The sequence below is a fragment of the Luteimonas sp. MC1572 genome, from assembly GCF_016615815.1.
In the GTDB taxonomy this organism is placed as follows: Bacteria; Pseudomonadota; Gammaproteobacteria; order Xanthomonadales; family Xanthomonadaceae; genus Luteimonas.
In genome coordinates this window covers 203772-223221 of record NZ_CP067112.1, presented here as the reverse complement: position 1 = coordinate 223221, position 19450 = coordinate 203772, and the positions used below count along the sequence as shown (strand labels likewise).

The 19450-nt window shown below is 71.2% G+C and carries 20 protein-coding genes; 11 read left to right on the top strand and 9 right to left on the bottom strand.

Going from position 1 to position 19450, the window contains the following annotated elements; genetic code table 11:
* The first annotated feature begins 132 nt into the window (after nucleotides 1-132).
* From radC to JGR64_RS00985, 6 genes are all read left to right on the top strand, one after another.
* Nucleotides 133-807 (top strand): DNA repair protein RadC, encoded by a 675-nt coding sequence (gene radC, locus JGR64_RS01010; protein ID WP_199374667.1) that lies wholly within the window; start codon nucleotides 133-135, stop codon nucleotides 805-807.
* 97 nt (nucleotides 808-904) lie between these two features.
* A complete protein-coding gene (gene argS, locus JGR64_RS01005; RefSeq protein WP_199374665.1) occupies nucleotides 905-2593 on the top strand; it encodes an arginine--tRNA ligase in 1689 nt (562 codons plus the stop codon).
* Nucleotides 2594-3385, top strand: a complete 792-nt coding sequence (locus tag JGR64_RS01000) for an SPOR domain-containing protein (RefSeq protein ID WP_199374663.1) — start codon at nucleotides 2594-2596, stop codon at nucleotides 3383-3385. It abuts the gene before it with no gap.
* 62 nt (nucleotides 3386-3447) lie between these two features.
* Entirely contained in the window at nucleotides 3448-3948 is a 501-nt protein-coding gene (locus tag JGR64_RS00995; RefSeq protein ID WP_199374661.1) for a hypothetical protein, read from the top strand.
* A 16-nt stretch (nucleotides 3949-3964) separates the two neighbouring features.
* A complete protein-coding gene (locus JGR64_RS00990) occupies nucleotides 3965-4723 on the top strand; it encodes an SDR family NAD(P)-dependent oxidoreductase (RefSeq protein ID WP_199374659.1) in 759 nt (252 codons plus the stop codon).
* The gene (locus JGR64_RS00985) at nucleotides 4720-5175 is read left to right on the top strand and encodes a DMT family transporter (protein WP_199374657.1); all 456 of its coding nucleotides are present in this window, start codon (nucleotides 4720-4722) and stop codon (nucleotides 5173-5175) included. The genes JGR64_RS00990 and JGR64_RS00985 overlap by 4 nt, the downstream gene beginning before the upstream one ends.
* A 30-nt stretch (nucleotides 5176-5205) precedes the next feature.
* Here JGR64_RS00985 and speA read toward each other — a convergent pair whose 3' ends face one another.
* Nucleotides 5206-7089 carry an arginine decarboxylase gene (gene speA / locus JGR64_RS00980; protein ID WP_199374655.1) on the bottom strand — a complete coding sequence of 628 codons (1884 nt, stop codon included), beginning with the start codon at nucleotides 7087-7089 and terminating at the stop codon, nucleotides 5206-5208.
* A 157-nt stretch (nucleotides 7090-7246) separates the two neighbouring features.
* On the opposite strand from speA, the gene speE reads away from it, so the two are divergent.
* On the top strand, nucleotides 7247-8095 hold the full coding sequence (speE, locus tag JGR64_RS00975) for a polyamine aminopropyltransferase (RefSeq protein ID WP_199374653.1): 849 nt from the start codon (nucleotides 7247-7249) through the stop codon (nucleotides 8093-8095).
* A gap of 48 nt (nucleotides 8096-8143) precedes the next feature.
* Here the strand turns inward: speE and JGR64_RS00970 are convergent, their stop codons facing one another.
* Complete coding sequence (locus JGR64_RS00970; protein ID WP_182823362.1) at nucleotides 8144-8482, bottom strand: P-II family nitrogen regulator; 339 nt, start codon at nucleotides 8480-8482, stop codon at nucleotides 8144-8146.
* Nucleotides 8483-8614: 132 nt separating this feature from the next.
* Here JGR64_RS00970 and JGR64_RS00965 point away from each other — a divergent pair, with 132 nt between their 5' ends.
* Nucleotides 8615-8905, top strand: a complete 291-nt coding sequence (locus tag JGR64_RS00965; protein WP_199374651.1) for an accessory factor UbiK family protein — start codon at nucleotides 8615-8617, stop codon at nucleotides 8903-8905.
* A gap of 10 nt (nucleotides 8906-8915) precedes the next feature.
* Nucleotides 8916-10430 carry a YifB family Mg chelatase-like AAA ATPase gene (locus JGR64_RS00960; RefSeq protein ID WP_199374649.1) on the top strand — a complete coding sequence of 505 codons (1515 nt, stop codon included), beginning with the start codon at nucleotides 8916-8918 and terminating at the stop codon, nucleotides 10428-10430.
* 90 nt (nucleotides 10431-10520) lie between these two features.
* Here JGR64_RS00960 and aceA read toward each other — a convergent pair whose 3' ends face one another.
* Together aceA and aceB are read right to left on the bottom strand one after the other, a co-directional pair.
* Nucleotides 10521-11816 carry an isocitrate lyase gene (gene aceA / locus JGR64_RS00955; RefSeq protein ID WP_199374647.1) on the bottom strand — a complete coding sequence of 432 codons (1296 nt, stop codon included), beginning with the start codon at nucleotides 11814-11816 and terminating at the stop codon, nucleotides 10521-10523.
* A 65-nt stretch (nucleotides 11817-11881) separates the two neighbouring features.
* Nucleotides 11882-13513, bottom strand: a complete 1632-nt coding sequence (aceB, locus tag JGR64_RS00950) for a malate synthase A (RefSeq protein WP_199374645.1) — start codon at nucleotides 13511-13513, stop codon at nucleotides 11882-11884.
* A gap of 110 nt (nucleotides 13514-13623) precedes the next feature.
* On the opposite strand from aceB, the gene JGR64_RS00945 reads away from it, so the two are divergent.
* Nucleotides 13624-14589, top strand: a complete 966-nt coding sequence (locus JGR64_RS00945; protein WP_234446973.1) for a LysR family transcriptional regulator — start codon at nucleotides 13624-13626, stop codon at nucleotides 14587-14589.
* 24 nt (nucleotides 14590-14613) lie between these two features.
* Here the strand turns inward: JGR64_RS00945 and JGR64_RS00940 are convergent, their stop codons facing one another.
* Genes JGR64_RS00940 through JGR64_RS00930 form a run of 3 tightly spaced genes read right to left on the bottom strand, consistent with a single transcriptional unit; the run spans nucleotide 14614 to nucleotide 16455 of the window.
* The gene (locus JGR64_RS00940; RefSeq protein ID WP_305067918.1) at nucleotides 14614-15207 is read right to left on the bottom strand and encodes a lysophospholipid acyltransferase family protein; all 594 of its coding nucleotides are present in this window, start codon (nucleotides 15205-15207) and stop codon (nucleotides 14614-14616) included.
* A gap of 28 nt (nucleotides 15208-15235) precedes the next feature.
* Nucleotides 15236-15652, bottom strand: a complete 417-nt coding sequence (gene arfB / locus JGR64_RS00935; RefSeq protein WP_199374641.1) for an alternative ribosome rescue aminoacyl-tRNA hydrolase ArfB — start codon at nucleotides 15650-15652, stop codon at nucleotides 15236-15238.
* 41 nt (nucleotides 15653-15693) lie between these two features.
* On the bottom strand, nucleotides 15694-16455 hold the full coding sequence (locus JGR64_RS00930; protein ID WP_199374639.1) for a pseudouridine synthase: 762 nt from the start codon (nucleotides 16453-16455) through the stop codon (nucleotides 15694-15696).
* A gap of 14 nt (nucleotides 16456-16469) precedes the next feature.
* Here JGR64_RS00930 and JGR64_RS00925 point away from each other — a divergent pair, with 14 nt between their 5' ends.
* Nucleotides 16470-17075 carry an outer membrane beta-barrel protein gene (locus JGR64_RS00925; protein ID WP_343225142.1) on the top strand — a complete coding sequence of 202 codons (606 nt, stop codon included), beginning with the start codon at nucleotides 16470-16472 and terminating at the stop codon, nucleotides 17073-17075.
* A gap of 26 nt (nucleotides 17076-17101) precedes the next feature.
* Here the strand turns inward: JGR64_RS00925 and ubiB are convergent, their stop codons facing one another.
* Nucleotides 17102-18775, bottom strand: a complete 1674-nt coding sequence (gene ubiB / locus JGR64_RS00920; RefSeq protein ID WP_199374635.1) for a ubiquinone biosynthesis regulatory protein kinase UbiB — start codon at nucleotides 18773-18775, stop codon at nucleotides 17102-17104.
* On the bottom strand, nucleotides 18772-19431 hold the full coding sequence (locus tag JGR64_RS00915; protein WP_199374633.1) for an SCP2 sterol-binding domain-containing protein: 660 nt from the start codon (nucleotides 19429-19431) through the stop codon (nucleotides 18772-18774). The genes ubiB and JGR64_RS00915 overlap by 4 nt, the downstream gene beginning before the upstream one ends.
* Nucleotides 19432-19450: the final 19 nt, after the last annotated feature.

Below are 19450 nucleotides of genomic sequence, written 5' to 3'. Positions count from 1 at the left end.
CGGCAACGGGCGCGATGGCGTGCAATGACCCCACGTCGGCCGTCGGCACGGACCCCCCGGTCACTGCCCGCCGCGGTCCACCCCTGCCGCAGCCGCGCCGGCGGCCGACGACCATCCTCCGAGGCAACGCCCATGCACATCCGCGACTGGCCCAGCGGCGAGCGTCCGCGCGAGAAACTGCTGGCCCGCGGCGCGGCGGTACTTTCCGACGCCGAGCTGCTGGCGCTGTTCCTCGGCTCCGGTGTGCGCGGCCTGGACGCGGTGGCCACCGCGCGCCAGCTGCTGGCGGGCCACGGCCCGCTGCGCCGGCTGCTGGAGCGGCCGGCCACCGAGCTGGTGAAGCTGCCCGGCCTGGGACCCGCCAGTGCCTGCCAGCTGGCCGCGGCGCTGGAGCTGTGCGGGCGCTACCTGGCTGCGGGCCTGGAGCGCGGCGAGGCGCTCACCGATCCGCAGGCCGCCGGGCGCTACTTCGCGCAGCGCCTGCGCGGGCATGCCAGCGAGGTGTTCGCGGCCCTGTTCCTGGACACGCGGCACCGCGCGCTGGCGTTCGAGGAGCTGTTCCGCGGCACCGTCGACGGCGCCGAGGTGCACCCGCGCGAGGTCGTGCGCCGCGCGCTGGCGCACAACGCGGCGGCGGTAATCGTCGGCCACAACCACCCCAGCGGCAGCGCGGAGCCCAGTGCCGCCGACCGCGCGGTCACCTCCCAGCTCAAGCAGGCCTTGCGCCTGGTGGACGTGCGCCTGCTCGACCATTTCGTGATCGGTGACGGCGCGCCGGTGTCGCTGGCGGCGCGCGGCTGGGTCTGACCCCCCGCGGCAGCCGCGCCGGGCCTGCACAAGCACGGCCGGCCGCGCCCGGGCGCTCGCGTACAATGGCCGGCCGTTTGCCCTGCTGCCCGCCCCCGTGAAATCCAAGCTCCAGGCCCTGGTCGACCAGGGCATCGCCATCCTCCGCGAACGCGGCACCCTGCCTGCCGACCTGGTCACGCCCGCATTCGTGATCGAGCGGCCCAAGGACCGCACGCACGGCGACTTCTCGAGCAACGCGGCGATGGTGCTGGCCAAGCCCGCGCGCAGCAATCCGCGCGCGATCGCGCAGGCGCTGGCCGAGGCCATTCCCACCGGCGGCGATATCGCCGCGGTCGAGATCGCCGGCCCGGGTTTCCTCAACTTCCGCCTCGCGCCCGACGCCTGGCAGCGCCAGCTGCGCGAGGTGCATGCGCAAGGCAGCACCTACGGCCGGAATGACAGCGGCGCGGGCCGCGTGGCCGGCGTGGAATATGTCTCGGCCAATCCCACCGGCCCGCTGCACGTCGGCCACGGCCGCGCGGCGGTGATCGGCGACTGCATCGCGCGCGTGCTCGACGCCAACGGCTGGAAGGTGGCGCGCGAGTACTACTACAACGACGCCGGCGTGCAGATCGAGAACCTCGCGCACTCGGTGCAGGCGCGCGCCAAGGGGCTCACGCCCGACGACGCGGGCTGGCCCGAGGCCGGCTACCGCGGCGACTACATCGCCGACGTCGCCCGCGCCTTCCTCGACCGCGCCAGCGTCGATGTCGAAGACCACGTGGTCACCGGCAGCGGCGACGCCGACGACTTCGACGCCATCCGCCGCTTCGCCGTGGCCTGGCTGCGCAAGGAGCAGCACGGCGACCTTGCCGCGTTCGGCGTCGACTTCGACGTGTATTTCCTCGAGTCGTCGCTGTATGCCGACGGCAAGGTCGAGGAGACCGTGGCCGCGCTGGTGGCGGCCGGCCACACGTACGAGGACGGCGGCGCGCTGTGGCTGCGCAGCACCGATTTCGGTGACGACAAGGACCGCGTGATGCGCAAGTCCGACGGCACCTATACCTACTTCGTGCCCGACGTCGCCTACCACCTCGGCAAGTGGCAGCGCGGCTACGAGCGCGCCATCACCGAACTCGGCGCCGACCACCACGGTTCGCTCGCGCGGGTGAAGGCCGGATTGCAGGCGCTCGATGCCGGCATCCCGCAGGGCTATCCCGAGTACGTGCTGCACCAGATGGTCACCGTGATGCGCGGCGGCGAAGAAGTGAAGCTGAGCAAGCGCGCCGGCAGCTACCTCACGCTGCGCGACCTGATCGACGAAGCCGGGCGCGACGCCACGCGCTGGTTCCTGGTGGCGCGCAAGCCGGACTCGCAGCTGGTGTTCGACATCGACCTGGCCCGCAGCCAGTCGCTCGACAACCCGGTGTACTACGTGCAGCTCTCGCACGCGCGCATCTGCGGCCTGCTGCGCCAGCTCGACGAGCGCGGCATGGCGTTCAACCTCGACAACGGCCTGGCGCAGCCTCTCGATCTCGACAGCGCCGCCACGCACGCGCTCATCACCGCGATCTCGCGCTGGCCGGAGCTCCTGGCCGTGGCCGGGCAACTGCTCGAGCCGCACCTGGTGGCGCAGTACCTGCTCGAACTGGCACAGGCGTTCCAGACGTATTACAACGATCACCAGTTCCTGGTCGACGACGGCGACCTGCGCGATGGCCGCCTGGCGCTCGCGCTGGCGACCCGCCAGGTGCTGGCGAACGGACTCGACGTGCTGGGCGTGCAGGCCCCGGAGGCGATGTAAGTGGCAGTCAAGCGTGGCAAGTCCCAGGCCCGTCGCAGCGGTGGCGGCAACGCGTCGCTCCCCGGCTGGGCATGGATGATCATCGGCGTGCTGCTGACCATCGTGGCGGTGATGGCGGCACCCAAGCTGCTGCGCTCCGAAGGCGAGGACGGCTTCTTCCGCCCTCGGCCCAATCCCGACGCACGTCCCGCGCCCGCGACCTCGGGCGCCGACGACAGCGTCGCCGCCGACACGCCGGCCCCGGCCGGCCGGCGTGCCGCGCCCGCGGCGGAGCCCGAGGCGGCGGAGACGAAGTACGACTTCTATACCCTGCTGCCGGGCCAGGAGGTCGCCATGACCGACGCCGAACTCGCGGCCAGCGCGCGCGCCGAACAGCAGCGCCAGCAGGCGCTGCTCGACCAGGCGCGCAAGGCCGGCCAGCAGCCGGACCGGGCGCAGGCGCCCAACCCCGACGCCGCCGATCCCGCGCCGGTCGCCGCCGCGCAGCCGAAGCCCGCCGCCAACGCGGCTGCCCCGGCCGCGGCCAGCCCCGCCGCCACACCGACCGCCGCCGCCGATGGGGTCCGCTACATCCTCCAGGCGGGCTCGTTCGGCAGCAGCGGCGATGCCGACGCGCTGAAGGCGCGCATCGCGCTGCTGGGCCTCAGCGCGCGCGTCGAGCCCGCGCAGATCGACGGCCGCACCATGTACCGCGTGCGCATGGGGCCCTACGCCACTGCGTCCGAACTCGCCGAGGCCAAGCAGAAGCTCGGCAACGGCGGCCTGCCGGCACTCGCCATCCGCGCGCAGTAGCGCGCGATCGCGGCGGCTGAGACCGGCAGGGCGCACGCTGTGCAGGCCCTGGAGGATCCGCGATGCCGATCGAAGCCGCACTCATCAAACCCGTTGTGGACGCGCTGCTGGCGCTGTTCCGCCAGGGCAGCGACATCCAGCTCAAGCGCAACGCGGAAGCCGCGCTGCGCGAGGCGATCCGCGAACTGCTGATGGCCAATCCCGACGAGAACCGCGCCGAAGCGCGGATCGCGATCGCACGCGCCGCCGGCATCCTCTCCGAGGACATCGTGCTCGCCGAGGACATGCTGAAGAAGCATCGCGCCACCAAATCGCGCACCGCCGGCAAGTCGGCCACCGGTCGCAAGCGCAAGCCGGCCGCGGCCGCCGCGGATGTGCCAGCCAAGCCGGCGCCCGCACGCAAACGCGCAGTGGCCAAGGCGCCTGCGAAAGCGACCGGAGCAACCACGAAGGGCGACGCGGCGGCCAAGCCCGCAGCCCGGTCGTCGAGCCGCGACAAGCCGGCCACGCCCGAGACACCTCCCGCACCAGGCAAGCCAGCCAGGCCGACGCCAAAGGGCTGAGGCTTACAATCCGCCGATGGACAGAACCCTGCTGGTCACCGGCGCCACCGCCGGCTTCGGCGCCGCCATCGTCGAACGCTTCGTCACCGCCGGCTGGCGCGCGATCGCCACCGGCCGCCGCGCCGACCGCCTGCAGGCGCTGGTCGATCGCCACGGCGCCGACCGCATCCACGCCGCGGCCTTCGACATCCGCGACCTGGACGCCATGCAGGCCGCACTCGCCGCCATCCCCGCGCCGTTCCGCGACATCGACCTGCTGGTCAACAACGCAGGCCTCGCGCTCGGCACCGCGCCGGCGCAGTCCAGCGACCTCGGCCAGTGGCGGCAGATGATCGACACCAACGTCACCGCGCTGGTCGCCATGACCCACCACCTGCTGCCCGCGCTCATCGCGCGCCGCGGCACGATCGTCAACATCGGCTCGATCGCCGGGCTGTACGCGTATCCGGGCGGCAACGTGTACGGCGCGACCAAGGCGTTCGTCGACCAGTTCTCGCTCAACCTGCGCTCCGACCTGCACGGCACCGGCGTGCGCGTGACGGTGGTCGAGCCGGGCCTGGCCGAAACCGAGTTCACCCTGGTGCGCACCGGCGGCGACCGCGCGGCATCGGACACGCTGTACGCCGGCACGCAACCGATCACCGCGGCCGACATCGCCGAGCAGGTGTGGTGGGTCGCGAACCTGCCGCCGCACCTCAACCTCAACCGCCTCGAGCTGATGCCGGTGAGCCAGTCGCTGGCCGGCCTGCAGATCCATCGCGGCACCGCGCCGTGAATACCTGGCTGGCGATGCTGGCGATCGTGCTGGTCGGCGCGATCCTGCCGCTGCAGGGGTTGATCAATGCGCGCCTGTCGGTGGCCCTGCACGGCGCGGTGGCCACGGCGTTCGTGTCGTTCCTGGTCGGCGTGCTGCTGCTGGCCGCGTGGCTGCTGGTCACGCGCACGCCGCTCGGCCCGGTGCCCGGCGCGCGCTTCCCGCCGTGGATCTGGCTGGGCGGCATCCTCGGCGCGGTCTACGTGGTGGTGTTCACCCTGCTGATCGGCCGCGTGGGCGCCGCCGCAGCCATCTGCCTGGCGGTGCTCGGCCAAGTCATCGCGTCGCTGGCGCTCGACCATTTCGGCGTTCTGCAGGCGCCACGACCCGTGGACTGGACGCGCATCGCCGGCGCGGCCCTGGTGCTGGCCGGCGTGCTGCTGGTCGCGGCGCCGTGGCGGGCGCCAGCCTAGCTTCCGCGCTCAGTCCTGAGGCCTGCTGTCCTACGGCGTGTCGTCGAGGTAGGTGTAGCCGGTGAGACCGGCTTCCAGGTCCGCGGCCAGGCGTGCGGCCTCGTCCGCCGGCAGCCCTGCCGCGGCCACCTTGTCGGCATAGCTCTGGCGCAGGTCCTCGAGCCTGTAGCCGACGTAGTCGAGCATGACGTCGGTGGTGTCGCCGCGGCGCTGCTGCGCGATCGCGTAGCCGTCGCCGTCCACCTTCACCGCGATGACGTCGGTGTCGCCGAACAGGTTGTGGATGTCGCCGAGGATCTCCTGGTAGGCGCCCACCAGGAAGAAGCCCAGCCGGTACGACTCGCCCGCGCGCAGCTCATGCAGCGGCAGCGAGGTGTCGAGGTCCTCGTTCTGCACGTAGGTGTCGATCTTGCCGTCTGAGTCGCAGGTCAGGTCGGCGATGATCCCGCGCCGCGTGGGCCGCTCGTGCAGGCGTTCAATCGGCACGATCGGGAACACCTGGTCGATCGCCCACACGTCGGGCATCGACTCGAACACGCTGAAGTTGACGAAATACTTGTCCACCAGGCGCTCGCTCAGCTCGTCGAGGAACGGGCGGTGGCTCTTCTCGTCGTACGTCAGGCGCGCCTTGACCGCATGCGCGATGGCGTAGAACAGGTCGTCGATGCGCGCACGGTGCACCAGGTCGAGCTGGCCCAGCGCGTACAGCGACAGGCCCTCGGCGTGGAAGTGCTGCGCCTCCTGCAACAGCTCGATCGCCGGCCGCGCGTCGAGCTCGGCATGGATCTCGCGCAGGTGGCGGATGACCATCGGCTCGTCGTCGTGGGCGTCGGGCACGCGGCCTTCCGGCGCGGCTTCCACCTCGGACACGTTGGCCACCAGCACCGCGTGGTGCGCGGTCATCGCGCGGCCGCACTCGGTGACGATGCGCGGCGGCTTGAGTCCGGCCTCGGTGCAGGCATCGGCCAGCGGCTGCACGATGTTGGACGCGTACTGCGCCACGCCGTAGTTGACCGAGTTGTAGCTGCGCGAGCGGGTACCTTCGTAGTCGATGCCGAGGCCACCGCCGACGTCGACATAGTCGATCACCGCGCCCAGCTGCGACAGCTCCACGAAGTAGCGCGTCGCCTCGCGCATGCCGCGCGCGATGTCGCGCACGTTGGAGATCTGCGAGCCCATGTGGAAGTGCAGCAGCTTCAGCGCGTCGCCGTGGCCGGCGTCGCGCAGCGTCTTCCACAGGTCGAGCAGCTGCCGCGGGCTGAGGCCGAACTTGGCCTTGTCGCCGCCGGAGTTCTGCCACTTGCCCGCGCCCAGCGAGGCCAGGCGCATGCGCACGCCGAGCACCGGCGCGACGCCCAGCGCCTTCGACTCTTCCATCACCAGGCGCAGCTCGGACGGCTTTTCCACCACGATGAAGGTATTGATGCCGAGCTTGCGGCCGATCAGTGCCAGGCGGATGTACTCGCGGTCCTTGTAGCCGTTGCAGATCACCAGGCCCCCGGGACGCGACAAGGCAAGCACCGCCATCAGCTCGGGCTTGCTGCCGGCTTCCAGGCCGAAGCCCTCGCCGGCGTGCGACGCCAGCGTGCCGGCGACGCCCTGGTGCTGGTTGACCTTGATCGGATAGACCGCGGTGTAGCCGCCGCCGTATTCCCAGTCGGCCTGCGCCTGCGCGAACGCCGCCTGCAGCTTGCCGAGCCGGTCGCCGAGCACGTCCGGGAACCGCACCAGCATCGGCAGGTTGGCGCCCTGGGCGAGTGCCGCGTCGATCACGTCGGGCAGCACGACCGTGGGGCCGCCGGCGCCGCGCGGACGCACCACCACGCGGCCGGCGTCGTCGGCGTCGAAGTAGCCCGAGGACCAGTGCGGGATCGAATAGGTCTTGCGGGCTTGGTCGATGGACCAGGCGGTCATGGGCGGCAATCCGGAAGCGTGGTGGAGGCGCGCATTCTAACGCCCGCGGCCGCGCGCCCCATTGACGATGGCGATGCGGCCGGCGCAGCCGCCGGGCTGCTCCGGGCACGGTTGCTACAATGCGCGGCTTCCACGCCCCCGCATTCCGGACGTCCCCATGAGCGCCCCGCACTGGCTTTACGAGAACTTCGAACCCTCCGGCTCCGCGATCGGCTTCCGCGTCACGCGCAAGCTCGACGAGGTGCAGTCGCCGTTCCAGAAGATCGAGATCTTCGAGTCGACCGACTGGGGCAACGTCATGCTGATCGACGGCGCGATGATGCTGACCTCGCGCGACAACTTCCTCTACCACGAGATGATGTCGCACCCGGCGCTCTTCACGCATGCCGATCCGAAGCAGGTGGTGATCATCGGCGGCGGCGACTGCGGCACGCTGCGCGAGGTGCTGAAGCACCCGGGCGTTGCGAAGGCGGTGCAGTGCGACATCGACGAGCAGGTCACGCGCATGGCGGAGAAGTATTTCCCCGAACTGTGCGAATCCAACGCCGATCCGCGCGCCGAGGTGATGTTCGACGACGGCATCGCCTGGATGGCGAACTGTGCTCCGGGCAGCCTGGACGTGGTGATCGTGGACGCGACCGACCCGGTCGGCCCGGCCGTGGGCCTGTTCAACCAGGCCTTTTTCGAGAGCTGCTTCCGCGCGCTCAAGGACGACGGCATCCTGGTGCAGCAGTCGGAGTCGCCGCTGGTGCTCCTCGATCTCATCAAGGACATCCGCGCAGAAATGGGCAAGGCCGGCTTCGACAGCTTCCAGACCCTGCCGTTCCCGCAGCCGTGCTACCCGACCGGCTGGTGGAGCTGCACGCTGGCGCGCAAGGGCGGGCGCGGCTTCGATTTCCGCGAAGCCGACGCACGCGCCAAGGCGTTCGCCGCGAAGTACTACAGCGCCGACATCCACAAGGCCGCGCAGGTGCTGCCGCCGTTCGTGGCCGAAGCCCTGGGCTGAGGGGTTCGGCGCGCGCCGCTCGCGCGCGCCCATGCGGCGGAGGCGCGCCTAGAGCGCGTCGCCGTCGATCTCGCCGGTGCGGATGCGCACCACGCGCTCCAGGTCGTACACGAACACCTTGCCGTCACCGATCTTGCCGGTGCCGGCTGCTTTCAGGATCGCTTCGGTGACCAGTTCGGCCTGCTCGTCGCTCACCGCGACCTCGAGCTTGATCTTGGGCAGGAAGTCGACCACGTACTCGGCGCCGCGGTACAGCTCGGTGTGGCCCTTCTGGCGGCCGAAGCCTTTCACCTCGGTGACCGTGATGCCGGCCACGCCGGCCTCCGACAGCGCTTCGCGCACGTCGTCGAGCTTGAACGGCTTGATGATCGCCATGACCATCTTCATCACGCACTCTCCCCTTTCACTGCGCGCAGCATAACGCGACCGGGGATTCACCCACCCACCCACCCGCGCGGCCCGGGCCGACTGCGCGCCGCCGGCGTCCGGACCAGGATGCAGGCACCACCGGAGACCACCATGATCGACCTCAGCCACATCGACGACCTTGCCCGCCGCCTTGGCAGCCTCGTACCGCCGGGCCTGCGCGAAGGCCGCGAGGAAATGCAGGAGAACTTCAAGTCGGTGCTGCAGGCCGGGCTGTCGCGGCTCGAACTGGTGACCCGCGAGGAGTTCGAGGTGCAGCGCGCGGTGCTGCTGCGCACGCGCGAGAAGCTCGACGCGCTGCAGGCGCAGGTCGCGCGCCTGGAAGCCGAGGCCGCGCAGGCCACGCCGGGCGGCACGCTGCCCGGCACCCACGTTCCGCACTGAGCCACCCGCCATGGCCGGGCTCGCCATCGTGCACGGGCGTGCACGCGCCGGCGTGCGCGCGCCGGAAGTGACCATCGAGGTGTACATGAGCGGCGGCCTGCCGCGCATGAGCATGGTCGGCCTGCCGCAGGCCACGGTGCGCGAGTCCAAGGACCGCGTGCGCGCCGCCATCCGCTGCGCACAGTACGAGTTCCCGCCGCGGGTCACCACGGTCAACCTCGCCCCCGCGGACCTGCCCAAGGGCGGCGGCCGCTTCGACCTGCCGATCGCGCTCGGCATCCTCGCCGCCAGCGACCAGCTGCCGCGTACCGCGCTGGCCGGCCACGAATTCCTCGGCGAGCTCGGCCTCAGCGGCGAGCTGCGCGCGATCGACGGCGTGCTGCCCGCGGCACTCGCCTGCGGCGAGGCCGGGCGCGTGCTGGTGGTGCCGGCCGACAACGGCGCCGAGGCCGCACTGGCGCGCAACGTGGACGTGCGCGTGGCGCGCACCCTGTCGGAGGTCTGCGCGCACCTCACCGGCGAGCGGCCGCTGCCGCGCGCCTGCGCCGCACCGGTGGTCGCGGCCATGCCGCCCGACCTTGCCGACGTGCGCGGCCAGCTGCACGCGCGGCGCGCACTCGAGGTCGCCGCCGCGGGTGGCCATCACCTCCTGCTGGTGGGAAGCCCCGGCTGCGGCAAGACCCTGCTGGCCTCGCGCCTGCCCGGGCTGCTGCCCGAAGCGAGCGAGGCCGAGGCGCTCGAGGCGGCGGCGATCGCCTCGGTCAGCGGGCGCGGCATCGATCCCGCGCGCTGGCGGCAGCGCCCGTTCCGCGCGCCGCACCACACCGCCAGCGCGGTCGCGCTGGTCGGTGGCGGTAGCGAGCCACGGCCCGGCGAGATCTCGCTGGCCCACCACGGCGTGCTGTTCCTGGACGAGTTGCCCGAATGGAGCCGCCAGGCGCTCGAGGTGCTGCGCGAGCCGCTGGAGTCGGGGACGGTCACGGTGTCGCGCGCGGCGCGGCAGAGCGATTTCCCGGCGCGCTTCCAGCTGGTGGCGGCCATGAACCCCTGCCCCTGCGGCTGGGCCGGCGACGTCTCCGGCCGCTGCCTGTGTACGGCGGATGTCGTGCAGCGCTACCGCATGCGAATTTCCGGCCCCCTGCTCGACCGCATCGACCTGCACGTCGACGTGCCGCGGGTCGCGCCGGCCGAGCTGCGCCCCGATGCCGTGGCGGGCGAATCCAGCACGGCGGTCCGCGACCGGGTGTGTGCCGCGCGTGCCCTGCAGCTCGCGCGCGCCGGCTGCCTCAACGCCCACCTCGACCAGGCCGGCACCGCCGCGCACTGCCGTCTGGCGCCGCGCGACCAGGCGTTGCTGGAGCGGGCGATCGACGCGCTGCAGCTCTCGGCCCGCGCCATGCACCGCATCCTGCGCGTGGCGCGCACCATCGCCGACCTCGCCGCGAGCGATGCGATCGCCAGCGACCACCTGGCCGAAGCGCTCGGCTACCGGCGCGTGGATCGCGGCGTGGCGCAGGCCGCGTGATGCCGCGGGTGCGATGGTAGCGGCCACGACGGCCGCGAAGCGTCGCGGCAGCGGGCCTCCACTGCCGCGACCTGACCCGGTGGCGCGGCCTCAGGCGGCCACCACCTCCTGCTGGAACTGCTCTTCCTCGGTCGAGCCGCTGAGCGCGGTGGTCGACGACTGGCCCTGCTGGATCGCCTGGGTGACCGCGTCGAAGTAGCCGGTGCCGACCTCGCGCTGGTGCTTGACCGCGGTGAAGCCGCGGTCGGCGGCGGCGAACTCCGCCTCCTGCAGCTCCACGAACGCGCTCATGTTGCGCCGCGCATAGCCGTGCGCGAGGTTGAACATCGAGTAGTTGAGCGCATGGAAGCCCGCCAGGGTGATGAACTGGAACCTGTAGCCAAGCCGCGCGAGTTCGTGCTGGAACGTGGCGATGGTGGCGTCGTCGAGGTTCTTCTTCCAGTTGAAGCTCGGCGAGCAGTTGTAGGCGAGCAGCTTGCCGGGGTACTTCGCGTGGATCGCCTCGGCGAACTTCCGCGCGAACTCGAGATCCGGCTTGCCGGTCTCGCACCACACCAGGTCCGCGTACGGCGCGTAGGCCAGGCCGCGGCTGATCGCCTGGTCCAGGCCGTTGCGCGTCTTGTAGAAGCCTTCCACGGTGCGTTCGCCGGTGGTGAACGGCGCATCGTTGTCGTCGACGTCCGATGTCAGCAGGTCCGCGGCTTCGGCATCGGTGCGTGCCACGATCAGCGTCGGCACGCCCATGACATCGGCGGCGAGGCGCGCGGCGTTGAGTTTCTCCACCGCCTCGCGCGTCGGCACCAGCACCTTGCCGCCCATGTGCCCGCACTTCTTCACCGACGCCAGCTGGTCCTCGAAATGCACGCCGGCGGCACCCGCCTCGATCATCGCCTTCATCAGCTCGAAGGCGTTGAGCACGCCGCCGAATCCGGCCTCGGCATCGGCCACGATCGGCTGCAGGAAGTCGATGTCGTCATTGCCTTCGGCATGGTGCAGCTGGTCGGCGCGCAGCAGCGCGTTGTTGATGCGCTTGACCACCGACGGCACCGAGTCCGCCGGGTACAGCGACTGGTCGGGGTACATCTGCCCGGCGAGGTTGGCGTCGGCCGCCACCTGCCAGCCGCTCAGGTAGATCGCCTTCAGCCCGGCCTTGACCTGCTGCATGGCCTGGTTGCCGGTGAGCGCGCCCAGCGCGTTGACGAAGTCGCTTTCGTGCAGCGACGTCCACAGCTTTTCCGCGCCCAGGCGCGCCAGCGAGTGTTCGACCTTGACCGTGCCGCGCAGGCGCACGACGTCGGCAGCGGTGTAGTTGCGGGTGATCCCGGCCCAGCGCGGGTTGCTGTCCCAGTCGCGCTGCATGTCCTGGGCGGTTGGCATCGTGGTCATGGCAAGTCCTTTACGTGGGGATCGCAGCTGGCGATCGTGGGGGGGGTCAAACGGGGGTCGGGAGATCAGGAAAGACGTTCGTAGGCAGGCAGGGTCAGGAACGCGGCGAGCTCGTCGGCGCGCGTGAGTTCCTCGAGCAACGCGATGGCCTCGTGCACGCGGCCGGCACCGGGCATGGGCTCCGCGGCGAGGCGCGATGGCAGGTTGAGCAGCGCGCATTCCAGCAGCGCGAAGTCGATGGCATCGCCGTCGTGCAGGTGCAGCAGCGGGCGCACGCCGTGGACGTCGCCACCGTCGCCGTGGTGCAGCCACTGCCACAGCTGCGCGCGCGCGATCTCGGCGGTGGCGGCGTCTTCCATCAGCCAGTGGATCGGTACGCAGCCGTTGCCGTCGAGCCATGCGGCGAGATAACGCACGCACACCTCGACATTGCCCTCGAAGCCCTTGCGGGTGATGGTGCCGGTGGGTGCGGCGAGCAGCGCGTCGCGGTCGGCGCCGGCATCCCCGCGCAGCACGTGGTGCTGGTTGGCACCGGGCATCGCCGCGTCGAAGATGCCGCGCGCGATCGGCACCAGCGCCGGATGCGCCACCCAGGTGCCGTCATGCCCGGCCGACGCCTCACGCAGCTTGTCGGCGCGCACGCGCTCCATCGCCGCCTCGTTGGCAACCGGATCGCCGGCCACCGGCACCTGCGCCGCCATGCCGCCCATCGCGTGCGCGCCGCGGCGGTGGCAGGTGCGGATCAGCAGCTCGGAGTAGGCCTTCAGGAACGGCGCGGCCATGGTCACCTGGCCGCGTTCCGGCAGCACCCGGTCGCGGTGGCGGCGGAAGGTCTTGATGTAGGAAAAAATGTAGTCCCAGCGCCCGCAGTTGAGTCCGGCGATGCGCCCGCGCAGCGCATGCAGGATCTCGTCCATCTCGAACACCGCCGGCAGCGTTTCGATCAGCACCGTCACCTTGACCTGCCCCGGCGCCAGGCCCAGCACGTCCTCGACATGCGCCAGCACGTCGTCCCACAGCCGCGCCTCCTCCATCGACTCCAGCTTGGGCAGGTACAGGTAGGGGCCGCGGTCCGCGGCGGCGAGCGCGGCGGCGTTGTGGAAGCAGAACAGCCCGGCATCGAACAGGCTGGCGCTGATCCGGGCACCGTCGACGGCCACGTGCTTCTCGTCGAGGTGCCAGCCGCGCGGGCGCACCATCAGCACCGCGCGCTCCGCCTCCGGTTTGAGCCGGTACGCCTTGCCGGCGTCGCTGGTGAATTCGAGGTCGCCCGCCACCGCCGCGCGCAGCGCGCGCTGGCCGGCCACCAGGTTGTCCCAGGTCGGCGAGGTGGAATCCTCGAAGTCCGCCATGTAGCAGCTGGCGCCGGAGTTCAGCGCGTTGATCACCATCTTCGCGTCGACCGGCCCGGTGATCTCGACGCGCCGGTCCTGCAGCACGGGCGGCAGGGGCACCACGCGCCAGTCGCCGGCGCGGATGGCGCGGGTATCGGCACGGAAGTCGGGCAGCGCCCCGTCGTCGAACCCCGCCTGGCGCTCCCGGCGCGCGGCCAGCCGCCCCAGGCGCTCCGACTCGAAGCGGTGGTGCAGGTCCGCGAGGAAGGCCAGCGCGTCGCCGCCCAGGACATCGGGCGCCGGGGCCACGCTGGCGCTGACGACAGCCGGCGCCGGCACGACGGGGTGGAGGACTGCGGACATGGCGGCTCCTGTGCAAACGGGGGCGTGAACCATTGCCCGGCAGGAAGTATTTGACAAAGCAGGAATAGCAATGCGATCTATAACTTTGCGTTATAGACAAGGACGACCTAGTGCCAGACACCGCGCCACTGCGCCGCTTCAGCTACAAGGGCGACCGCCTGAAGCCGCTGCGCGCCTTCTGCCAGGTCATCCGCCTGGGCTCGGTCTCACGCGCGGCAGAGGCGCTGTATGTCAGCCAGCCCGCCGTGACCCAGCAGCTGCAGGCCCTGGAGCGGGAACTTGGCGTGCGCCTGTTCGAGCGCAGTGGCCGCCGGCTGCTGCCCACCCGCGAGGGCGAGGCGCTGTACGAACTCGCCCGCCCTCTTGTCGAAGGCCTCGATGCCCTGCCGGGAGCGTTCCGCCGCCAGCTGGCGGGCATGGATGCCGGCGAGCTCGAGATCGCCGCCAACAGCTCGACCATCCTCTACCTGCTGCCGCGGATCGTCGAAGCGTTCCGCCGCCAGCACCCCGAAGTGCGCCTGCGCCTGCACAACACCATCAGCGCCGACGGCACCGACCTGCTGCGCGCCGACACGGTGGAACTGGTCGTCGGCTCGATGCTCGACGTGCCCGCGGACCTCGGCTACGTGCCGGTGTATTCGTTCACCCCGATGCTGATCACGCCGCGCGACCACCCGCTGGCGTCCATCCCGCGCCTGTCGCTGGCCGACATCTCGAAATACGGACTGATCCTGCCGCCGCAGCGCCAGATCACCTGGCGGCTGGTCGACCTGGTGTTCCACCAGGCACGCGTGCCGTACACGGTGTCGCTGGAGGTCGGCGGCTGGGAGGTGATCAAGCAGTACGTGGCGATGGGCATGGGCATCTCCATCGTCAGCTCGATCTGCCTGGACGCGGACGACCACCAGCGGCTCGCGATCCGCCCGCTCGACGCGTGGTTTCCGGCGCGCAGCTACGGCGTGGTGGTGCGCAAAGGCAAGCTGCTGTCGCCGCAGGCGCGTGCGTTCATGGACCTGATCCAGCCGGACCTGTTCGTGCGCCGCGGGCACGACGAGGGAGGGCATTCGGAACGCTGAGTGAGGGCCGGCAGGCGCCGGGGCTCACTGCGTGCCGCGGTTGCGTCCCTGCCACGGCCGGTACCACTCGCGGATGCGGCGCATGTCGGCGTCTTCGTCATCGCCGACGTGGAACAGCGGGCCGATGCCGATGACCCGGTCCGGGTAGTGGAAGTACGCCGGCAGCACCGGCACGTCGGCGGCGCGGGCGATCTTCAGGAAGCCGCGCTTCCAGTGTTCCACCGGCTTGCGCGTGCCCTCCGGCGCCAGCCCGAACCAGAAGCGCTCGCTGCCGCAGATCAGCGCGACGACCTGCTCCACCACGCCGGACGACACGTTGCGATCGACCGCGGTCACGCCGAGCGCGCGCAGCAGCGACCCCAGCGGCCACCAGAACAGCTCGCGCTTGCCGATGATGCGGATGTCGAGGCCCATCGCGAGCTTGGCGGCAAAGCCCCACACGCCGTCCCAGTTCGACGAATGCGGTGCGGCGATCAGCACCAGCCGCGGTACGTCGGGGAACTCACCGACCATGCGCCAGCCGCCGAGCCGCAGCACCGTGCGTCCGAACCAGCGGGTGAAGCGGTTGTGCCGGACCCGCGGCGCGTTCGGCGGCAGCGCCGGCACGATGTCGTTCACGCCTGCAGGCATCCCGCGCTCGCCCCCGTCAGTCCCAGCCGCGCCCGGTGCGGCCCCGCTTGATCGTACTCCGCTCACGCTTGTCATCCATCCGCCGGGCCTTGGCGGCGCGGCTCGGACGCGTGGCGACGCGCGGCTTGGGGACGTGCGTGCCGGCCGCGATGAACGCCGCCAGGCGCTCGCGCGCATCCTCGCGGTTGCGCTCCTGGGTGCGGAAGCGCTGCGCGTTGATCACCAGCACGCCGTCGAGGGTGACGCGGCGGTCGCGACGCGCGAGCAGGCGCTCGCGCACAGGCTCGGGCAGCGTGGGCGAATTGGCGATGTCGAAGCGCAGCTCGACCGCGGTCGACACCTTGTTGACATTCTGCCCGCCGGGGCCCGACGCGCGCACGAAGCGTTCGACGATCTCGTCTTCGGGGATGGCGATGGCAGGCGTCGTGGTCATGGCGTGTCGGCGCGGATTGTACGGCGCGCCACTGCCGTGGCCTACGCGTGCGGTGGTTCGAACAGGGCCAGTGCGCGCATGAACTCCGCGTCCGGTGGCGCCACCACGTCGACGCGCCTCGCGGGATCGTGCGGGTGCGGAAACGACAACCGTTCCGCGTGCAGCAGCATGCGGTGGATGCCGAGCATGCGGAAGCTGCGGTTGTGGCGGCCGTCGCCGTGGCTGGTGTCGCCGATCAGGTGGTGCGACAGGTGCTTGAGGTGGCGGCGGATCTGGCGGAAGCGCCCGGTCTGCGGCCAGGCGCGCAGCAGCGCGTAGCGCGAGGTCTCGAAGCCGGCCGACGGCAGCGCCAGCTCCGCCGTTGCCAGGCGCTCGAAGCGCGTCACCGCCGGCTTCTTCTGCGGCTTGCCGGGACCGCCATCGAGCGCATGGTCGACTTCGAACAAGGCCTCGGCCGGCCAGCCGCGGCACACCGCGAGATAGCCCTTGTCGAGGCCACCGGCCATCAGCGACTTGCCGAGCAGCGACGCGGTCTCGCGATCGAACGCCAACAGCAGGCAGCCGCTGGTGGCGCGGTCGAGGCGGTGCACCAGGTGGATCGGGCGGCCGAACTGTTCGCGCAGGCGGTCGGCGGCAAAGTCGGTCTCGCCGCGCGCGAGCTTGCTGTCGTGGACCATCAGCCCGGCGGGCTTGTCGATCACCGCGAAGCCCGGCTCTTGATAGAGTGCCGCGAGACGCCCTGCAACGGGGACCGGCGCAGCCGTGTCAGCGGGCGCCGCGGGGAAATGGGCGGGCGTCTTCATCAGGCCATCATCACATGGAGGTCGCCATGCACTGCAGTTCGTTCAGGATGTTCGCACCTGCTGTTCTCCTTCTCGCACTTGCCCCGGGCGCCCATGCCCAGGATGCAGGCAGTGGCGGCGCTTACGTCGGAGCCAGCGTGGGCAATGCCGACGTCGAGGGCTACGACCGCGACGACACCGCCTATTCGCTGCGCGGCGGTTACCGGTTCAACCGCTACCTCGCCGTCGAGGCCAGCTATGCCGACCTCGGTGAGATCGCGTGGTCCTTCGGCAGTTGCATCGAGCTCTGCGCGCCCGAAAGTGCGGTCACCCACTACTCGCTGGCCAATGATCGCTGGGACGTGGCGATGCTGGGACTCCTTCCGCTCGGACGACAGTTCGAACTGTTCGCCCGACTGGGCTATGCGCGCGCGGGCTACGACGTCGGCTCGTCCAACATGCTCGGCTCGGCCACGTATTCGAGGAACGATTCGACGGAGACCTACGGCGTCGGCGCCCGCTTCCATTTCGACGCGCCCTGGACGCTGCGCCTGGAATGGGAACGGCTCCACGACGTTGGCGACGCCTACGACGTCGACACGGTCTGGCTCGGCGCCGAATACCGCTTCCAGGGCCGCTGACCCAAGGGCTGCCCGGCCGCGGCGGATCAGCGCCGCGGCCAGGCCGCGAACAATCCCCACAGGCCGGCCACGCCCGCCACCCACGCTGCCACGGGCACCGACATCAGCGCGGGGCCGCCGGCTTCAAGCGCATACAGCACGCTGGCGACAAGCAGCAGGCCTGCGCCGACGATGGCCGACACCGTGCGCCGCTGCATCGCGGCCATCACCTGCACCAGCTGGCCGATGTCCTCGGAGCGCATCGACAGCTGGTGGCGGCCTTCGACCTGCTGCTGCAGCCAGGCGTGCAGCAGGCGCGGCATGTCCGGCGCGTGGGTGACCATCTCCGGCAGGCGCTTGCGGAACTCGCGGGCCAGCCGCTGAGGGCTGTAGCGCTCGGCCAGGATGCGCTCCAGTACCGGCCGCGCCACCGCCCAGATGTCGATCTTCGGGTCGAGCTGGCGGCCGACCCCTTCGATGTTGAGCAGGGTCTTCTGCAGCAGGATCAGCTGCGGCTGCAGGGTGAGCTCGAAGCGCTGCGCGGTGCGGAACAGCTTCAGCAGCACCTCGCCCAGCGAGATCTCCGACAGCGGCCGGGTGAAGTACGGCTCGCACACGCCGCGCACCGCGGCCTCCAGCTCGTCGATGCGCAGGTGCGACGGCATCCAGCCGGCCTGCACGTGCAGCTCGGCGATGCGCCGGTAGTCGCGGTTGAAGATCGCCATGAAGTTCTCGGCGAGGTAATACTGGTCCTCGCTGGAGAGCTGTCCCATGATCCCGAAATCCAGCGCGATGAAGCGCGGATTGGCGATGCGCGCCGGGTCGTTGTCGACCCAGATATTGCCGGCATGTGCATCGGCGTGGAAGAAGTTGTCGCGGAACACCTGCGTGTAGAACACGCGCACGCCCTTGGCGGCGAGCGCCTTGCGGTCGATGCCGGCCGCGTCGATCGCGGCGATGTCGTCGCTCGGAATGCCGCGCACGCGCTCCAGCGTCAGCGCGCGCTCGGCGCTGTGGCTCCACACCGGCTCCGGCACGTACAGGTCGGGCGAACCAAGCCAGTTGCGACGCAGCACCGACGCGTTGGCGCCTTCGCGCTGCAGGTCGAGCTCGGCCGCGAGCGTGGACTCGACCTCGGCCACGATCTCGCGCGGGCGGATCTTGTCGGCGCGCGGATGCGAGCGGTCGACCAGCGCGGCGATGCGCTTGAGCAGCGCGACGTCGCCCGCGATCCGCGCCTCGATGTCGGGGCGCAGCACCTTCACCACCACCTCGCGCGGCGCGGCGCCGTCGACCGCGTGCAGGGTTGCCGCATGCACCTGGGCGATCGACGCGGAAGCCAGCGGGCGCGTGTCGAAGCTGGCGTAGGCCTCGTCGATGCTGCGGCCCAGCGCGCGTTCGACGATGGCGCGCGCGACGACGCCGTCGAACGGCGCCACCTGGTCCTGCAGCAGCGCCAGCTGGTCGGCGACGTCGGGCGGGATCAGGTCGCGTCGCGTGGAAAGAATCTGCCCGAACTTGACGAAGATCGGCCCCAGCTCCTCGAGCACCAGGCGCAGGCGCGCGCCGCGCGGCAGCGCCGCGATCTCGGGGGAGGCACTCGGCACGAACGGCCGCATCAGCCGCAGCCAGCGTTCGGCCGGCGTGCCGTCCAGCATTTCATCGAGGCGATAGCGCAGCAGCACGCGGCCGATGCCGAGCGCGCGGAGCGCCGTCTTCATGCACGCACCCCGCTGCCGCGCCCGAGGCGCGCGACGCGCGCGGCCAGGCGCTCGACATCGTCGCGGATCGCGTCGACGTCGTCGTGGAAGGCGTCGAGCTCGTCGCGGCCGATGACGTCGCGCGATTCCTCGACCACGTACTCGGCGGCGCTGCCGGCGAGGTTGGCGCCGGCACTGCGCGCGCCCTTCAGCGCCGCGGCCACGGCATTGGCGACCTGCACGCCCATGACCTCGCCGAACGCCGCGACAAACGGCCGCTGCCAGTCCGGATCGAAGCGCGTGGCCATGCGCTGCAGCGCGCGTGCCAGCTCGGCATCGCCCTCGATGCGCAGGCGGCCGCTGGGCGTGGCGTGGTCGTCGCGGCCACGGCCGAGCAGCGCGGGCAGCTGTGCCAGCAGCCCACCGAGGGTGCTGCGGATCGAGAGGTCGGCCGGTGCGTCGGCCTCCACCGGCCCCACCCGCAGCGCGTCACCGTCGACGCGTATCGCGAGCGCCAGCGGCGGTGCCGCCAGGTGCAGGGCGACGTTGCGCCCGGCGAGTCGCGCCAGGTCGCGACGGGTGTCGTCGTCAAGCGCCAGCGCGCGGTTCAGCGCGGCTTCGAGGGCACGGCCGGCGAGCGGCTTCCAGGCGGGGAACGGGAACGGGGTTTCGGCCATGGCGGCATTGTAGCGACCT

Excerpts from the sequence above, each read along its gene's own strand:
- radC (WP_199374667.1), top strand. The coding sequence starts at position 133 with ATGCACATCCGCGACTGGCCCAGCGGCGAGCGTCCGCGCGAGAAACTG.
- JGR64_RS00995 (WP_199374661.1), top strand. The coding sequence starts at position 3,448 with ATGCCGATCGAAGCCGCACTCATCAAACCCGTTGTGGACGCGCTGCTG.
- JGR64_RS00990 (WP_199374659.1), top strand. The coding sequence starts at position 3,965 with ATGGACAGAACCCTGCTGGTCACCGGCGCCACCGCCGGCTTCGGCGCC.
- speA (WP_199374655.1), bottom strand. The coding sequence starts at position 7,089 with ATGACCGCCTGGTCCATCGACCAAGCCCGCAAGACCTATTCGATCCCG.
- speE (WP_199374653.1), top strand. The coding sequence starts at position 7,247 with ATGAGCGCCCCGCACTGGCTTTACGAGAACTTCGAACCCTCCGGCTCC.
- JGR64_RS00970 (WP_182823362.1), bottom strand. The coding sequence starts at position 8,482 with ATGAAGATGGTCATGGCGATCATCAAGCCGTTCAAGCTCGACGACGTG.
- JGR64_RS00965 (WP_199374651.1), top strand. The coding sequence starts at position 8,615 with ATGATCGACCTCAGCCACATCGACGACCTTGCCCGCCGCCTTGGCAGC.
- JGR64_RS00960 (WP_199374649.1), top strand. The coding sequence starts at position 8,916 with ATGGCCGGGCTCGCCATCGTGCACGGGCGTGCACGCGCCGGCGTGCGC.
- aceA (WP_199374647.1), bottom strand. The coding sequence starts at position 11,816 with ATGACCACGATGCCAACCGCCCAGGACATGCAGCGCGACTGGGACAGC.
- aceB (WP_199374645.1), bottom strand. The coding sequence starts at position 13,513 with ATGTCCGCAGTCCTCCACCCCGTCGTGCCGGCGCCGGCTGTCGTCAGC.
- arfB (WP_199374641.1), bottom strand. The coding sequence starts at position 15,652 with ATGACCACGACGCCTGCCATCGCCATCCCCGAAGACGAGATCGTCGAA.
- JGR64_RS00930 (WP_199374639.1), bottom strand. The coding sequence starts at position 16,455 with ATGAAGACGCCCGCCCATTTCCCCGCGGCGCCCGCTGACACGGCTGCG.
- JGR64_RS00925 (WP_343225142.1), top strand. The coding sequence starts at position 16,470 with ATGGAGGTCGCCATGCACTGCAGTTCGTTCAGGATGTTCGCACCTGCT.
- ubiB (WP_199374635.1), bottom strand. The coding sequence starts at position 18,775 with ATGAAGACGGCGCTCCGCGCGCTCGGCATCGGCCGCGTGCTGCTGCGC.
- JGR64_RS00915 (WP_199374633.1), bottom strand. The coding sequence starts at position 19,431 with ATGGCCGAAACCCCGTTCCCGTTCCCCGCCTGGAAGCCGCTCGCCGGC.